Origin of the sequence: Paenibacillus germinis (assembly GCF_013141785.1) — a bacterium.
Lineage (GTDB): Bacteria > Bacillota > Bacilli > Paenibacillales > NBRC-103111 > Paenibacillus_E > Paenibacillus_E phytorum.
In genome coordinates this window covers 14,445-29,865 of the sequence record NZ_WHOC01000115.1, presented here as the reverse complement: position 1 = coordinate 29,865, position 15,421 = coordinate 14,445, and the positions used below count along the sequence as shown (strand labels likewise).

The window sequence follows — 15,421 nt, the reverse complement described above, 5'->3', positions numbered from 1 at the left end:
GAATAGTTGATCCATGGTATATAATGTACAAAGAAATCACTCCTTTGGTTATGGTTAATTGGTAACTCCATTTTACCAGAAAGCGGTTTCTTATTGTGTTTACGTTCAGGTTATTTTGTCGCGATACTGCATAGGGGTTAAACCCTTAGTGGTCTTAAATATTTTCGTAAAATACTGAACATCGTCATAGCCAACGCTGCTAGCGATTTCATATATTTTTTTCGTTGGATCGCTCATTAATTCAATCGCTTTTTCGATACGATATTCCATAATGAATTTACTAAATGAAATGTTCACTTCATCTTTGAATATTTTGCTTAAATAGGAGGGATTCAAAAGGAATTTCTCGGCAACCAAGTTGAGCGTAATTGTTTCATTATAATGCACTTCCACATATTGGATGATCTTTTCAATCACCTTCCGCTTTTTGGGCTCATGTGTTTTCTTTAAGTAATCAATGATCTTCTCAAAAGCTTCTGACAGGAGCTGTCGGATATCCTGAACGCTTTGCAATCTATGCACCAACTCGAAAAAATCTAGACTGAACTCCGAAAATTCATCATTTACAGTGAATTTTGAGATGACATGTACGACTTGAAAATAGATAAACTTTAACTCTGCAGGAGTGATCTGTGAGTCCCCTTTTACGAGCATTTCCATATTCACATGAAGCGATTCTTTATCTCCCAGTTTGATTGAGTTGATAATCGCATCGATATCATAGTTTTTGTAATGTTCCGACTTGGACGAGGAAATCAATTCCCCTTTCCGTACTTTAGCTGAATATCCGTTAAACAGCAGTGACTGCTTAGCCTGACGGTACGACGAGGATATATCGAAGATATCCGTATAACCTCCTCCTAGACCAATGAACACCGAACAACCTAGAATTTTGCCGATGATTATATTGAGGGCTTCGGACATGGATAATACTCTGTTGTGAATGACTTCAACTTCGTTTGAAGAGGAGATAATAACTACTACCTCATCTGAATGAATGAACACAATATCGTTTTCACTCAAATCTCGAAGAAAATCCCTTGCCACATTCCTGATTACGAATTGGACAAAATCAGTACTATTCTGCTCTGTTACTTTCTCGAAGTTTTGAATCTTAAATATGACGCAAATATGATGAACGTTAGTACGATTGATTTGAAAATCATTCAGTACCTCAACAGCTTCCTGTCTGTTTTGAACCTGTCCGTTAATCAATTTGGCGAATAGCATTTCCTTCAACAATGGCAATCTCTTGTTAACCTGATTATCGGCCTTTCTTAATAAGGCTTCTTGTTTCTTCTCCAGTTGAATTTGCTCCAAACATCGTTCTACAATATGGAGTAAATCCTGATCCTCGACAGGTTTAAGAATATAGTCAAAAGCCCCTAACGCAACGGCTTTCTTAGCATATTCAAAATCACTGTATCCACTGATTATGATAACTTTCGCCAGTAATTGATGTTCCTTTAAACTCTGCATCAATTCCAACCCGCCCATATTCGGCATCCGAATATCCGTAAGGATTAAATCAGGATGAGAAACCTTAGCCTTCGCTAAAGCTTCATCGCCTGAACTCGCCTCTTCAATGAAATCAATTCCCAATGTGCCCCAATCTATCGTTTGTAGGAGTCTTTGGCGTACCCAAGTTTCATCATCCACAACTATCATTTTGGCCACACCCAATTGCCCCTCTCATGCGAAGCTTAGGATTTCTGTTAGAAGGGTATGAATGGAGTTCCTGCCCTCTGTTATGTAAGGCAACAACTCCATCCCGCTTGCTTCATTATGTTCAGCTTCGCTTCTTCATTAATTGAATAGTCGTAATGAGCACAGCTACAAGAATGAGAAGTCCTCTTACGATGTACTGGACGTATTCGTTAATATTTAACAATGTCATCGCATTGATGAGAACCCCCAGAAAGATCAGACCGATGAAAGTCCCCCATACTTTACCAACACCTCCGAATAAACTTGTACCTCCTATAATCACGGATGAAATGGCAATCATTTCCCATCCTTTTCCGAAATTAAAAGAACCTGACATCACTTGCGATGAAATAAGTATGCCACTGAGTGCAGACAAAAGCTGAACGACAACCATACAAATAATCTTCACTCTCGATACATTAATCCCGGATAATCGCGCGGATTCAGGATTCCCTCCGACTGCATAAACAGAGCGGCCGAACTTCGTGTAGTTCATGATGACGAGAACGACGGCAAATACAACAATTAAAATAATAGCAGGAATAGGGATTGAAAAGATTTCACCAGCTCCAAACACATTATACCATGAAGGCAATGTCGTAACAGGGAAACCCTTGGATAGTACTGCAGCAATCCCATAAATTACGTTTAACATAGCTAGTGTAATGATAAAGGAAGGCACTTTATACTTGGTTAGAATCCATCCGTTGAAAAGACCGATTAGACCGGCAACTAGAAATGAAGCTATGATGCCAACAACGACCGCTGCATCCATCGACATAACACCGCTGCTTGAAAGATTGCCGGAAACAAGTCCGACAATAACCCCTGTTATCGCAACCGTTGATCCGATGGATAAATCTATTTCCCCCGCGATAATGACCATTGTCATACCAAATGCAATGCAACCTTGCATAGCCATATTTCTTAAAATATTTAACAGATTATCCGTGGTTAAAAACCCGGAGGAGGCAAATGCCATAGCAACCACAATAATGATCAAAATAATTTCCAACACATGCTTATTCAAACTTTTTTTCAATGTGTCAGGTGACAACAATGATGTTTTGACTGATCCTGTTGTTGATATTTTCACAATTATTCTCCTCCCATACTAAGAGCGTATAGTTCATCTATTTTTAGTGCTTCCGGAGTATATTCCCCTGTTATTTGGCCATCTTTTAAAATTAGAATCCGATGACAAACCTCCAGCAATTCTTCCAATTCAGAAGAAACCATAATACTTGATATCCCCTTACGTGACTGATCCCAAATAATTTGGAAAATTTGCTGTTTGGCATTCACATCGATCCCACGAGTTGGTTCATCAAAAATCATAATCTTGGGATTGGTATTTAACCAATTTCCCACAACCACCTTCTGCTGATTCCCTCCGGATAATGAAGAAACTTGATGATTAACATCCGCCACCTTAATCTGAAGATCTCTTACTTGTCGTTCAACAAAATCATTCTCAATATGCTTCCGGATAAAAGATTTTTCAGATATTAGATCTAGACTTGCCATACATAAGTTATCCTTAATCGAAGCCATCTGAATAAGACCTTCATGCTTTCGATCTTCCGGCGTATAAGCAAGACCAGCTTTTTTCATTTTCTCGGGGGTTGGAGCATGGATTTTCTTCCCACTGCAGTAAATCTCACCATTATCATAAGGATCAGCTCCGAAAATCGACTTCAAAAGCTCGGTTCGCCCCGATCCCAACATTCCTGCTATACCTAATACCTCACCTTTTCTCAATTGAAAAGACACGTCCTGAAACTTATTTTTGCGGGAAAGCCCTTTTACTTCCAAAACGACCTCGTTAGAAAAAGTAAGATCATCAGGACGAGTGCGAATTTCCACATCACCGAACATCATATTAATGACATCTTTGCGTGTTAGTTCCTGCATCGGCGCTTTACCTATATAATGCCCCTCACGCAGCACCGTGCAGGTGTCAGCGATTTCCCAAAGTTCGTGAAGCCGATGCGATACATAAATAATAATGACATCTTTGTTTTTTAATTTGCGAATCATGGCAAACAAGGATTCAATTTCGTTTTTGGCAAGCGCCGAGGTAGGCTCATCGAGCTGTAATACTTTTGGATTAAAGCTCATGGCCTTAACGATTTCTATCATTTGCGCTTGACCTACACTTAGGTTATAGACCATTTCCTCAGCTGGAATATCCACGCCCAGTTCTTGTAAAAGCTCATTTGCCATTGCATAGGCTCGCTTCCAATCGATCATGAAGCCTCTCATCGGCATTCGACCAAGAAAAATGTTCTCAGCAACGGTTAAACCAGGCACAAGGCTTAGCTCCTGATATACGGTTGCTATTCCCTTTGCGAATGATTCGCTAGGATCATTAAATTTCATGGACACTCCCTCCAAAATGATTTCGCCTTTTGTCGGCTCGACTGCACCTGAGAAGATTTTCAACAGCGTAGATTTCCCTGATCCATTTTTGCCAAGCAGCGCATGCACTTTTCCACTTTCAAACGAAACGGAAACTTCATCCAATGCGATGGTACCCGGATATACTTTCGTTATTTTTTTGGTTTCCAGCATACTCATAGGATTTACCTCCCTGCTCTCCCACTTTTATAGTTCGGGGTTATTACAGAAAGAAGATTTTCATCAAATCTGCAGCAACCCCAACTTTTTTGATTTTTTATGTTATTTGCCCATTTTGGACTTCAAGTCAGCCTCAAATTTCGTAATGTCATCCGGTTTCGCTCGGCTAAGCAAAATGCCATCTACAATCGTTGCTTTACCTTTACTTGCACTGATGTCTTCACCTTTCAGGCCTTTAATTAACAATTCCATTGCTTTATATCCAATGTTGTAAGGATCTTGCCCTGCAATCGCTTGCAGAATGTTATTGTCGTCTTTGAGCATAGAGATCAATTGGTCACTTGCATCTGTTCCGAAAACAAACACTTTGCCTGCTTTACCTGAATTTTTAACAGCCATTGTCGCACCGATCGTGCCGCCTTCGTTAGCCGCCCAAATTAAATTTACATCCGGATGAGCAGTTAATATGTCACTTGTTATGGATACGGATTTATCTTGAAGCCAAGCGTCTTGATCCGCTACAATTTCAACGTTGGGATTGACTTTTTTGACTTCATCAATGAATCCGTTTACACGGTCAGCGCTTTGTTGCGGTAGTTGGGATTTAAATTGAAGGATGGCGATTTTCGCTTTTCCGCCAAGCTTGTTCTTAATAAATTCAGCAGCTTCTTTACCAGTAATTTGACCGATATTCTTATTGTCCGAAGTATATCCTCCGACTACGAACGGAGCATTTGTCAAGGCAAGGTTCGTAACTGCGACCTTCACCCCTTTTTCATCTGCCTTTTTCAGAGCTGCGATGGAAGAATCCTGATTCAGCGGGGAGATGGCAATACCGTTTACTTTCTGGGATATATAGGTGTTGATTAATTCAGCTTCTTTTCCTTGGTCGTTAGCAGTGTTTCCTGTCAGTACTTTAACTCCGGCAGCTTTACCCGCATCTTGAAAGCCCAGTGATAGCAGTTTCATAAATTGGTCTTCCTGGAAGACCACGCCTGCAACGACAAGATCAGCTTTTGTATCCGCCGGTTTTGCTGTTACAACAGCTTCGGGTGTTTTCGTAGCTTCACTAGCAGTTTTGCTGGAACCACAAGCAGTAAGAGATAGTGCCAAAATTGATGCAAGCGCAAAAGTAGAAATTCTTTTCAAATTTTTCATTGTTCAAATCCCCCTAATCAAAGTTTGGATGTTTCTTGCATTAATGAAACGTAATTACTTACAAAAGACGGTATCAATTACCGACCGCTCCACCTTTCGTAATTTATTAAGTAACATTAGACAAGAGATAACTATTGACTCATTCTACCCAGCCTTGCTTGGTCCTGTGTTAGCTATGATCAATGTTATTGTAGTTTGATTATAAAATGATGCGGAAAAAGGAACAACGGGAGAGATTTTGTATTTCTTGTATTATTTTTGTTTTTGTTATTTTTTACGAATGGACTCTCGTCAAGGCTGGTATATTGATTGATTATACAAGGATCTTATTATTTAAAAGTTGCCGTGTGATTCTATCGTACAAGATAATAATAGTGGTAAAGTTATTGTTTACAACTCAGCTTTCACATATATATAACACCCTAAACCTTCGCTTTACTCTTTCACACGCTTAAGAATAAGAAGGACGAATCACCTCTAAGAAGGACGTCGTGTATCGCTACGAATTACAGTCGGTTAACGGCGACAATTCTTAGGACTACTTGGAAGCGACATAGTTTTTCCATGATCTTTCCCGTATATTGTCTTACCTAGTTTGTCATTCGTGTTGCTCCGCTATACTGTCGTTACTTTAATAAACAAAAAAGGAACTACCGTGAAGCTAGCCCCTCAACACCTTATTATGAGAACTTTTCGAGTTCGACTTTGAATGAATTGATATTGGTGGTGACTTTTTAGGAAACCTTAATACAGAAAAAAGACGTGACTGATTTGATCGTTCATAGCAATCAAGGATTCCAGTTCACGTCTTACGTCCACTCTTTTATAAAAAACGAACCATTATGATTTTACGCTAAGCAGCATACCCTTAATGAAATTGCGCTGTAGAACGAAGAACAGCAACACCGTTGGCAGCGAAGTCAATACGATTCCGGCTAACAATGTGGTCACACCTGAGCGGAAGTAAATACCTTGCATTGTCGCCAGACCTGTCATAACTGGACGAACCTTTTCCGATCGGGACAACGTCAGACCGAAAACCAAGTCGTTCCAAATCCACGTGAACTGGAACAAGAAAAGGACGGAAATTGGTGGCAGCAGCAGTGGACCGATGATTCGAGTAAGATACCAAAACTATGAAAACCGTCAATCTGTGCCGCTTCCACAATTTCGTAAGGCAGCGTCGTCATGTAATTGCGCAATAAAAAGACGCAGAATGGAATGGTAATTGCAATTTAAAATAAGAGCATGCCGCCGAAGGTATTGTAGAGACCTAACTTTTGATATCCCTTGAACAACGGAACCAAATACATCTGAAAGGGAAAAATAGTCCCACTGTAGATGAGTAAGAATAAACTTCTACAAGAATTTAAGTGTTTTAAAAATTCGAATTTATTTGTCACTTTTACTTGATAAAACTTAGCCTCTTCGTGGAAACTGTACTTATTAGATTCGATTTTTCGCAAGATTTCATTGCTTCCTTCGTAGAAGAGAGAGAAGTAGTGGAGTACTATAATCAATAAGAATGGATCATCATCATTGTCAATATCAAGTATAATCTCAAGAGCTGCTTTAACAAGGCAAGTTAATATACATAATGTCTCCAAGTTGATTTTTCTTAAGTATTTGTCTGTTTCATTTTCAATGATATCCCGAAAAAACGATTTCATTACTTTCTCATTTACTTGCTCACGAATGATCCCAACAAATAGCAAAAAAAAGAGCCGAATAAATCTGGTTAGATTTACTGCGATCTTTTTATGAATTTCACTTATTTGGGATAGTCCCATTGGCGGTACCGCCCCTATTTTTCCACAAATTAGATAAATATTGGTTTTCCAATGGTTCTCGTGTCCTGATTATCACACAGAAAAGAAGCCTAATTCAATATCCGGCTTTAGTTTCATTTCTATTCATCTATTTAAACTGTTGGATGATATAATCCGCTGTTCGAATAGCTAGGGCAATAGTGGTGAGGGTGGGGTTTGCCGCTCCGCTAGTGGGAATAACGCTATTGTCGGCTATATAAAGACCTAATACGCCATGGATTTGTCCATATGGATTGGTAGCCGAAGTGGAAGGATTATCACCCATACGGCATGTTCCCATCTCGTGAATCTCATCTCCGGGAAGTTTTCGGCAAATTTCTGAAACCAAGGGAGCTTTTAAGGTGGAAGAAGCCTGTTTTAGACCCTCACCCATTTTTTGAATGATATCCTCATCTCTCTCACTGTATGAGAATTGCACTTTTAACTCTGGCACCCCGTACTCATCTCGCATGAGGGGATCAAGGACTATTTTATTTTCATATCGTGACTCAACCATACCTGAACCGATAAAATCGATCTCCCACTCCTTACGCAATGGTTTTTCATTATAAGCATACCAATAGTATTCCGAATTTTTTCCTGGTCCATGAATCTGTATTTGATAGGGACGATCAACCGTCCGTGGAATCAAAATACCGAGCGTACCTAAGATCTCGGGAAAATCATCGCGACAAACAATACCTGTTCCAACCACTCTAGAATGATTCGTAAGATAATGACCGATTGCTGTCCCTGAGATCCCAGAATGAAGTAAAATACGTGGGGTTTCAAACGTGCTTGTTGATAAAACAATGGTCTTCGCTTTAAGCAAATAATTTTTTTTGTCCGAAGACACGACTTTTACGCCAACCACTTTTCCCTTTTCAGTTAGCAATTCGACGGCACGGCTCTTTATAGCCAAGTCAAAAGGTCGCTTATTCAAAGCTCTCGCAAGAAATAAGATTGAGCTAAAAAACACATTGGAATGGATTTCTCCATATTTGGTTTCTGCTAAGTCAGCAGCAATCGGTTCATCGGTTGCTTCGGGAAATCCGCCTTTCCTAAGCTGGGATAGAAGGATTTGTGTTATTGAAGATCCATGTGTATAGGACTGACTGACGTTCATGACCTGTTCTGCAATATTGTAGTAAAGGTTCATATCTTGCAACGAGACCGGCCACTTCACAATATCGGCAGTATGCATTCGAGGACACACTGCGTTCCAAAGGACTGTTCTTCCACCTAAAGCGAGAAACTGTTTAAAAGCTAGCTCAGATGATTCCGGAAAAAGGGTATTTTCATGTAAATGATCCGGCCAGGACATTCCAATTCGCTTCCAAAACTTTGGATTCGCCCAGAATTTACCATAACGTTCAGCATTCATCGTAGGGATGTTTTGTACATTTGTTGGTAAGAAAAGATCTCCGGCTTCAATGACACCGATTCGTTTCCCGTTTCTTCCCCACTGTTCACATAATCTCCAAAGAACCGCTCCTCCTCCTGCTCCTGTACCGACAATAATAACGTCATATTCGATTTGTGCCATTTGTTCCAACGAAGTGAGGGGAATCCACTGATCCAAATAATCGGATTGAGATTCAGGTTCACAATGGGGTATAGCTGCCGGGTTCCTGAGTTTCATACTTGGAGATGAGATTTTTACTACTTCTCCCTTGATTTGCTGATCGGGACTAGTAATGTGTTGATTACATGAAAGGAGATCTTGTATTCCGACATGATATTTTTCAGCAATGCTTCTCAGCGTATCACCATCATCAGCAACATAAACCTTCAAAGACTCACACCTCCATTCTTTTCATTCGTAAAAATATATGTGGCGGAATTTGCCTTTATGCAGCCGAAACCCATGTACAGGATGATTCTAGCAAGTAAAACAAACCCAAACTAAAAATTAACTAACATTGAATAATATGGATATTTCCTGACATTTAGACAAATCATAATTTTAGTCTTCATCATTACTCAAAGCTGGGTACAGGGAGGATACATTGTGTTTAACAAAACATGGTTTCATTTCCGTTCTCATCAATCAAGGAGGAACAGTTAGTTACAAAACAATAAGAACATCCGTTTTTCATGGAATTGAATCAAAACTTACAAATTTTGCAGTCTGTTTATACGAATTGTTCGGATGTCATATTTCATAACTTTATAATCTGCGAAAAAACAAATGCAGTCATTATTTACATTGAGGGCATGTCAAACACAGAGTTGATTGATCAGCATATTCTTGCCCCGCTTATGCTGGAAACAGGGGTAGAACAGAACAATTCGTTTATTTATCTAAAAAAGAAGATCTCTGTTTCTAACATAAAAGAAGTTCATGATTTTTCCGTTGCTATCGAACAAATTTCAATAGGGAATCCCGTAATTCTCATGGAGGGGGAAAAGCAAGGAATCTCCTTTGGATTGGCAAAGATGGAAAAGCGTGAGAAAGAAGAGCCCCAGGCTGAATCTGTTGTACATGGCCCACGTGAAGGGTTCACTGAGACATTAGCTGTGAATACCTTAATTTTACGAAGAAGGATCAAATAGTCCGCAACTAAAATTGAAACCATTGAAAAATGGGCGTTATTCCCAAACCCAGATCATGATCGCCTATATCGAAGGCATTGCTGATCCTACCTTGATCGAAGAGGTTACAAATAGGTTGAAACGAATTGTTATTGATGGTGTGTTGGAAAGTAGGTATATCGAGGAGTTTATCGAAGATAGTCCATTTCCCCCTTTCCCTCAATTATTAACAACAGAACGACCTGATGTTGCCACCGCGGCTCTGTTGGAAGGACGCTCGGTCATTCTAGTCGATGGTACTCCTATTTCCATGCTCGCTCCAGCTACTTTTTTTTCCTTATTACAATCACCTGACGATTATTATCAAAAGGTTTAAGATTGGTACGTTGATTCGTTGGTTACGTTACCTTTTCGTTCGTTATTATTGCCTTAGTGGTTCCTTCTACTTATGTTGCCGTTTTAACCTATCATCAAGAAATGCTTCCAACTGCTCCGCTCTGAAAGCTGAACAGCCACTCCGACTTAATCGGAGAAGATAATAAATACCGGTAGTCGCACGGACAGAAACCTGATCCGACAAGAAAGGGATGAATCCTGATGCTTGAAAGAGGGAAAATTTCACCAATGCAAATGGGTATACTATTATACTCAGCGATGTCATCAATTATTCTATTGTAGCTAGCTTAGGCGAATGCCGCCTTGGATCAAGGTTTCCGCGATTTGATCCGCTTTGTCTTCCGGAATGCCCCTCAGAATGGCAATGATTTTTTCTTCGGAAAGCCGTGTACAGTTGTCCATTAAATACCCCCTCACGGTAACCTCGACTCGCGCCAACTAGCGGTGAGTATCCCTATATTCTTGCGGTGTAACTCCGTAATGCTTTTTGAACACGTTGATAAACGAATGCGCCCTTTGATAACCTAATTGGGCTGCGATTTCATATACCATATCATCGCTGCTTTTCAATAAATTGATTGCTTTCTCCATTCTGATACGGTGAATATATTCGCTTAACGTTTCACCCGTTTTTAATTTGAAAATTTTGGACACATACACGCGATGTAGATATAAATGATCTGCAATTGCTTGTATGGATACATCGTGGGACAAATGATCTTCCACAAATTTTCGAATCTGACGGGTCATCGTTTCCCGTGAATCACTCCTCTCATGCTCGATGTCCGCTTCAAAGCACTGCAGCACACGGGTCGCCCAGTCCTGTAACTGATGGATCGAACGAACTGGATTGCTGCCGATAAGCTTATTATAATCATCGCCGATCAGTTGCGAGAGTTGCCTGCCGCTCTTATGTGCAATATAGGAGAATGAGGCGGATATCGAATAGAACACTTCAAGAAGATGCTCCTCCGAATCTGACCATTTCATTTGAAGTTCATCAAAAATATGATGGAGTTTTTGGGCGACAGCATCCCAACGCCCCTCCTCAAGCAGGTGGGACAAAGTGGGGAACTCGTACAGATTGTGCAAGGACCTCATTTCGATCTGCTCGAGTTCATCGGAAATCGTCATAAATAACTCCTGCTCGCTGCCAACCTTTTTACGAAGCGCCGAAATGGATGTGTTATAAAGGGTGGCGATACCATCGGGAAAGCTGCACCACCTACTGACCAACACCGAGATACTTCCCTTCAAATATTTTTTCACAATTTCCTGTAATTCGGATGCCGTGCTTTCCAAAATATGTTGTTTCCAATCACCGCCGACTTCCGCTTCATTCCCCTCGATCGACTTCCATTTTACGACAAACACCAAGAAATCGTGCGCATCCTTGCAATGCCATAACTCAAACCGTTCCCCGAAAAGCTCCTCGGCAATATTGCCTATGGAGAACTCTATCAACGACAAGTTCGTCGTATCATAATGGATAAAAGGGTTCTCCAGCCGGATCATCATCATGGCAAACGGCTCGCCGATCAAAGCAGGCACTTGAAAGATTTCCATTTTTTCTTTCAGAGTCTGCATCGATATGCGTCTTCCCTGCAGAAGATCATGAAGTAATGATTCTCTCAGCAAAGGGAGATTTTCCCTCAAGGTACGTGTATTCCTCTGATTGGAAATAATCCATTCCCATTCTGCCTTTAGATTTCGGTTTACTCTGTCCACCGTCTGCAGCAAATCCTCATCCGTCACAGGTTTCAGCAGATAACCAGCTGTCTCGTGCTGAATCGCTTCTTGCGCATATTTAAATTCGGCATGTCCCGACAACAAAATGCATTTGGTGTTCCGCCATTTGGTGCGTACTTCACGGATAAGCTCCAAACCGTTCATACCGGGCATGCGAATGTCCGATATAATGATATCGATCGAATGGGTGCTCATTATTTCCAATGCGTCAAAGCCGGAGTACGCCCTGAACACAGCCTCGATCCCAATCTGCTCCCATGAAATAGCCGTAGCCAGTCTATCCACTACATGAATTTCATCATCAACGATTAACAAGCGGGTCATCTCTTATTTCCTCCCGGCAATTCCGGAAGCCCACCATTCGGCAATTGCTTCCACTTCAGTGTGCATTTTATTCCCCCTTGATCGGAACGCTCCACAATCAATCCCGCACCTTCGCCAAATTGATAAAGCATCCGCTGATGTACATTCCATACGCCGCATCCCATTTCTTCATTCATTGGAAGCTCCATTTCATATTGAAGCTTTCTTAATTCCTCCGGCGGCATGCCGACACCGTTGTCTTCCACGATTAATCGGTACTCATCTTGATCCATCTCGCCCTTGATGAGAATTTTACCGTCGCCGATTTTGGGCTCAAGTCCGTGGATGATTGCGTTTTCCACTAACGGCTGCAGCAGTAGGCGGGGAATGAACAGCTCTTTCATGTCTTCCGGAACGGAAATGTCGTAGTGAATCTTCTGCAGCCGCAGATTTTGGATCACCAAATAATTTGTAACCAGTTTGAGTTCATCGCGAATCGGAACGGATTGATTTTCAATCCTAGTCGTATACCGGTAATAGCTGCCAAGATTTTGAGCCATAGCAACGACGGATTTCGTATCTTTAAGAATAGCCGTATTGACAATGAAAAATAGACAGTTATATAAAAAATGCGGGTTGATTTGCGACTGCAGCATTTTCAGATTCGCTTCCCGGGAACGGATTTTCTCTTTGTATACAGAATCAATCAGCGCTTGAATCTGTTCCGCCATATCGTTGAAACGGCGTATGAGAAAATCAAACTCATTGTTCGGCTTATAATGAATTCGCGTAGAGAAATCCCCCATTTTCAAGCGCTGCACACTGTTTACTAATTTCAAGATCGGTATCTGCACATGCCTATACAACAGCAGGGATGCAAGTACACTTAAGCCGAGCAATAGTGAAATCGAGATATAAAATAAGTTACGGCTGCTCGTTATCGGGTGCAAAATTTGCTGCAATGGAACGTAATCAACCAGGTACCAGCCTATATTCTTCGATTTAACGTAAGTTACAAAATATTGCTGGCGATTCAGCGAAATGACGGATTTGCCCGATTCATCGGTTAATTTAGGCTTTATCAAATCGAGCACTTGTTGAGTCAGCTCTTGTTGGGCGGTACTATTTTCAATAGGCTCATAGCGAGGGTCATAAAAAAATGGATCTCCCTTTCCCCCCGCCTTAAATTGATCGAGCATATTTATGATATTCACATCCGGAAAGCTTACTTGAAAGATCGTCGATACCTGTTCAAACCGGTTTGCCAATTCTGGGTTTACGATCTGTTTGACAAAAACATGATCCTGCGATTCACTGGAATTACGATTTTCGTATACCCAGTTTTGCGTCAAATTTTTTCCTACAAAACGATCGTCATAGGAGACGTAAATATTAGACGACAGCGCCTTTTTCTCATTAGGCAAAAAGATCGATAGATCATTGATCCATCCGCTTGAAACGCTCTGCAAACTTAACTTTCTGGAAACCCTAGATTCTGTTTTTAACCGTTCGAAGAGAGAACTGCTCGGAAAATCGATATATTCGCGAATCGTCGGATCGGAGCTAATAATCACCGGAGACATGGACAGTTGGTCAATCGCCGTATCCATTTGGTACTGGAAAAAGGACATCCGGTTCAAGTTCGAGGATTGGATTTCTTCCGTTACGACATCGACGCTCACTTTGTTTGAATAGCTGTATAACAAAAGAATGGGGAATAACACTAAAAACATGAGAATGACGAGTTTTTTGAAAGTATTCATACGAATCGCCATCGTCGTTCATCCCCATTTCTCTTTTATCATTCGGCAACCGAGCCGTCTTTATGCCTCCATACCGGGTTGGTCCAATTATGTCCGATAGAAGCCATTTTGATCACATGCTCTTCGTTGATGCAGTGTGGAGCGATCGCCACATCGTAAGCTTCCGCCATCGACGCGTTTTTTTTCATTCGGTAATACCACCTGCATGAGACAAGTCAGGCTGTACAATATCTACGCATCCATCCGAAAGCAGCGATTTAAAATCCCATCGGGGGTACATTCTTTCCCCAGTCGCAATCGGAATCGACGTATGATTCGCAATTTCACGTAAAGCCTCATGGGTCCTCCGCGATAAAATCCAGCGCGGTACATGACGTTCCAGTGATCCTCGATACGCAAAGGATCTTTGCCTATTCAATATTCCATCAGTTCGGTGACTGCCGCTTTCACCGTATCGGCTCGTCCTTCGACGACAGGTCCCCCCCCCAACCGAAAATACCTTCATCGGTCTCGATTTTTTGAAATAGCCAGCGCGGAAGGACTTTATATAGTTTATAATCTGTTATTCTCTTTCTATCCATCCATTCCTTTCTAATCGATTGACTTACCCTTTTACCGCACCTGCCGCCAAGCCGCTAACGATATACCGCTGGGCTGCAAGCGCGATGATGAGGATCGGGAGAGTAATAATGCAAGCTGCCGCCATCAGAGCTCCCCAATTGATTTCTGTATAAGACATAAAATTGAACACCGCAATCGGCAGTGTTTTCGTTTTGTCCCCTGCCAAAATAAATGAAAACATGAAGTTGTTCCATGAGAAAATCATGGACAATAGCGAAGATGTAATAATCCCAGGTCCTGATATAGGTAAAATAATGCGGAGAAACATTTGCGTTCGGGTACAACCGTCAATTAGTCCTGCTTCCTCAATTTCCAAAGGCAATGCCTCAAAGAACGAGATCATAATCCAAATGATAAACGGCATTCCGACGAGCATATGACTTAGAATAAGAGAAGTATACGTATCGACCAATTGCAGTTTTGTGAAAATCATATACCAAGGAATTAAGAATGATATCCCGGGGACAATACGCGCAATTAAAATCGTGAGCCCTAAGCCATGAAGCTTATATCTTGCGATTCCATAGGCAGCTGGCAAGCCCAAAAGCAATGCGCCTGCTGTAGAGCCGATAGCAACAATTAAACTATTCGTTATGAACCGCATGAATTCATACTGTCTAAAGACATTGACGTAGTTTTCCATCGTTGGTTTAAAAATAAAAAAGTTGCCGGTTGACATAATCTGCGCATGTGTTTTAAAAGAGGCAAGAACCATCCAAATAAAAGGGAATGCAAACGCGATTATGACGATCCACATGATCAGCGAATGCAAGAACATTAAATGACTACTTTTCTTCATTC

General features: G+C 41.1%; 12 protein-coding genes and 2 pseudogenes. 3 read left to right on the top strand and 11 right to left on the bottom strand.

Annotated elements, in window-relative coordinates:
- Window positions 1-105: 105 nt before the first annotated feature.
- The 7 genes from GC102_RS22145 to GC102_RS22115 form a co-directional block, all read right to left on the bottom strand.
- Window positions 106-1,668 (bottom strand): response regulator, encoded by a 1,563-nt coding sequence (locus GC102_RS22145; RefSeq protein WP_246321056.1) that lies wholly within the window; start codon window positions 1,666-1,668, stop codon window positions 106-108.
- A 121-nt stretch (window positions 1,669-1,789) separates the two neighbouring features.
- Window positions 1,790-2,803, bottom strand: a complete 1,014-nt coding sequence (locus tag GC102_RS22140) for an ABC transporter permease (protein WP_171691417.1) — start codon at window positions 2,801-2,803, stop codon at window positions 1,790-1,792.
- Between the two features lie 2 nt (window positions 2,804-2,805).
- A complete protein-coding gene (locus tag GC102_RS22135; protein WP_171691416.1) occupies window positions 2,806-4,287 on the bottom strand; it encodes a sugar ABC transporter ATP-binding protein in 1,482 nt (493 codons plus the stop codon).
- Between the two features lie 102 nt (window positions 4,288-4,389).
- Window positions 4,390-5,445 carry a substrate-binding domain-containing protein gene (locus GC102_RS22130; protein WP_171691415.1) on the bottom strand — a complete coding sequence of 352 codons (1,056 nt, stop codon included), beginning with the start codon at window positions 5,443-5,445 and terminating at the stop codon, window positions 4,390-4,392.
- 840 nt (window positions 5,446-6,285) lie between these two features.
- Window positions 6,286-6,489: an ABC transporter permease family protein gene (locus GC102_RS22125; RefSeq protein ID WP_171691414.1), complete on the bottom strand. Its 204-nt coding sequence runs from the start codon at window positions 6,487-6,489 to the stop codon at window positions 6,286-6,288.
- A gap of 191 nt (window positions 6,490-6,680) precedes the next feature.
- Complete coding sequence (locus tag GC102_RS22120) at window positions 6,681-7,235, bottom strand: hypothetical protein (protein WP_171691413.1); 555 nt, start codon at window positions 7,233-7,235, stop codon at window positions 6,681-6,683.
- Window positions 7,236-7,362: 127 nt separating this feature from the next.
- Window positions 7,363-9,048 (bottom strand): GMC oxidoreductase, encoded by a 1,686-nt coding sequence (locus GC102_RS22115; protein WP_171691412.1) that lies wholly within the window; start codon window positions 9,046-9,048, stop codon window positions 7,363-7,365.
- A 302-nt stretch (window positions 9,049-9,350) separates the two neighbouring features.
- On the opposite strand from GC102_RS22115, the gene GC102_RS39605 reads away from it, so the two are divergent.
- The 3 genes and pseudogenes from GC102_RS39605 to GC102_RS40110 all read left to right on the top strand — a co-directional run.
- The gene (locus GC102_RS39605) at window positions 9,351-9,809 is read left to right on the top strand and encodes a spore germination protein (RefSeq protein ID WP_246321053.1); all 459 of its coding nucleotides are present in this window, start codon (window positions 9,351-9,353) and stop codon (window positions 9,807-9,809) included.
- Window positions 9,810-9,822: 13 nt separating this feature from the next.
- Window positions 9,823-10,164, top strand: coding sequence for a spore germination protein (locus GC102_RS39600; RefSeq protein ID WP_281367692.1), 342 nt, complete (start codon window positions 9,823-9,825; stop codon window positions 10,162-10,164).
- Window positions 10,165-10,202: 38 nt separating this feature from the next.
- Window positions 10,203-10,289: pseudogene (locus GC102_RS40110) on the top strand (hypothetical protein); the annotation flags it as partial.
- A 333-nt stretch (window positions 10,290-10,622) separates the two neighbouring features.
- On the opposite strand, the gene GC102_RS22105 reads toward GC102_RS40110, so the two are convergent.
- From GC102_RS22105 to GC102_RS22090, 4 genes and pseudogenes are all read right to left on the bottom strand, one after another.
- Window positions 10,623-12,257: a response regulator gene (locus GC102_RS22105; protein WP_171691411.1), complete on the bottom strand. Its 1,635-nt coding sequence runs from the start codon at window positions 12,255-12,257 to the stop codon at window positions 10,623-10,625.
- Window positions 12,254-14,011: a sensor histidine kinase gene (locus tag GC102_RS22100; protein WP_171691410.1), complete on the bottom strand. Its 1,758-nt coding sequence runs from the start codon at window positions 14,009-14,011 to the stop codon at window positions 12,254-12,256. Before GC102_RS22100 ends, GC102_RS22105 begins: the two co-directional genes overlap by 4 nt.
- 26 nt (window positions 14,012-14,037) lie before the next feature.
- A pseudogene (locus tag GC102_RS22095) lies at window positions 14,038-14,580 on the bottom strand (enolase C-terminal domain-like protein).
- A 23-nt stretch (window positions 14,581-14,603) separates the two neighbouring features.
- Window positions 14,604-15,419 carry a carbohydrate ABC transporter permease gene (locus GC102_RS22090; RefSeq protein WP_171691409.1) on the bottom strand — a complete coding sequence of 272 codons (816 nt, stop codon included), beginning with the start codon at window positions 15,417-15,419 and terminating at the stop codon, window positions 14,604-14,606.
- Between the last annotated feature and the right edge of the window lie 2 nt (window positions 15,420-15,421).

Excerpts from the sequence above, each read along its gene's own strand:
- GC102_RS22145 (WP_246321056.1), bottom strand. The coding sequence starts at position 1,668 with ATGATAGTTGTGGATGATGAAACTTGGGTACGCCAAAGACTCCTACAA.
- GC102_RS22135 (WP_171691416.1), bottom strand. The coding sequence starts at position 4,287 with ATGAGTATGCTGGAAACCAAAAAAATAACGAAAGTATATCCGGGTACC.
- GC102_RS22130 (WP_171691415.1), bottom strand. The coding sequence starts at position 5,445 with ATGAAAAATTTGAAAAGAATTTCTACTTTTGCGCTTGCATCAATTTTG.
- GC102_RS22120 (WP_171691413.1), bottom strand. The coding sequence starts at position 7,235 with ATGGGACTATCCCAAATAAGTGAAATTCATAAAAAGATCGCAGTAAAT.
- GC102_RS39605 (WP_246321053.1), top strand. The coding sequence starts at position 9,351 with ATGGAATTGAATCAAAACTTACAAATTTTGCAGTCTGTTTATACGAAT.
- GC102_RS22105 (WP_171691411.1), bottom strand. The coding sequence starts at position 12,257 with ATGACCCGCTTGTTAATCGTTGATGATGAAATTCATGTAGTGGATAGA.
- GC102_RS22100 (WP_171691410.1), bottom strand. The coding sequence starts at position 14,011 with ATGGCGATTCGTATGAATACTTTCAAAAAACTCGTCATTCTCATGTTT.
- GC102_RS22090 (WP_171691409.1), bottom strand. The coding sequence starts at position 15,419 with ATGAAGAAAAGTAGTCATTTAATGTTCTTGCATTCGCTGATCATGTGG.